The following is a 781-nucleotide window of genomic DNA, read 5'->3' as shown; positions in this document are numbered from 1 at the left end:
ATCGTCAGCAGCAAATCAGCAACGCGCATAATAATCTGATCTGCAATCCCGCGAAAATATGCGGATATGACCCCCAGCGTAGCCCCCAAAAAGACTGACAATACCATTGAAGCCAAACCCACGGTAAGAGAAATTTGACCTGCTTGCATCACACGTGTCAACACATCCCGCCCCAGCTTGTCTGTTCCTAACCAGTGATGGATATTTGGCGCCTTGTTCATCATTAATATATTTGTTTTATTATCGGAATAAGGAGAAAATAGCGGACCGATAAAACAGAGCAAAAACATAAATACCACGACAAGCAGACCAGCCATAGCAAGCTTGTTTCTGAACAGCTGCCGGAGCGCTTGCTGCCACATTGAAGATTTAACAGTTGTTCGCAGTCTGCCGCTGCTCTTGCTCAAATTACTGCTCACGGATGACATTCCTTAGCCCCCTTCTTACACTTTCACACGCGGGTCCGCGATGCGATACAAAATATCGGACAACAGTGTTCCGATAACGCTCAATATGGCAATTAGCATCGTAAAGCCCATAAGTAGTGGATAATCCCGGAGCGAAAAGGATTGCATGTACAACTGACCGATTCCTGGCCAATTAAAAATCTTTTCAATAATCAGGGACCCGCCAAACAGCGCAGGTAATTCGAAGCCAACGAGCGTAATGGCAGGCAGCAATGCATTTCTCAATGCGTGCGTAAAAAGTACCTTTCTTTCCTTTAAGCCCTTTGCACGGGCTGTGCGTATATAATCCTGCTGGATCACGTCGATCATATTGC

At 46.0% G+C, this 781-nt stretch carries 2 protein-coding genes; both read right to left on the bottom strand.

Going from position 1 to position 781, the window contains the following annotated elements; genetic code table 11:
• Positions 1–428, bottom strand: a 428-nt coding sequence (locus GRP75_RS28495) for an ABC transporter permease (RefSeq protein ID WP_369127591.1), incomplete at its 3' end; no start/stop codon positions are given.
• A gap of 15 nt (positions 429–443) precedes the next feature.
• Positions 444–781: ABC transporter permease (locus GRP75_RS28490; protein WP_160791058.1), on the bottom strand; the 338-nt coding region annotated here is incomplete at its 5' end.

Source organism: Paenibacillus sp. OT2-17 (genome assembly GCF_009827695.1).
In the GTDB taxonomy this organism is placed as follows: Bacteria; Bacillota; Bacilli; order Paenibacillales; family Paenibacillaceae; genus Paenibacillus; species Paenibacillus polymyxa_B.
The sequence above is the reverse complement of the archived record's forward strand: the minus strand, read 5'-3'. Positions and strand labels throughout refer to the sequence as shown.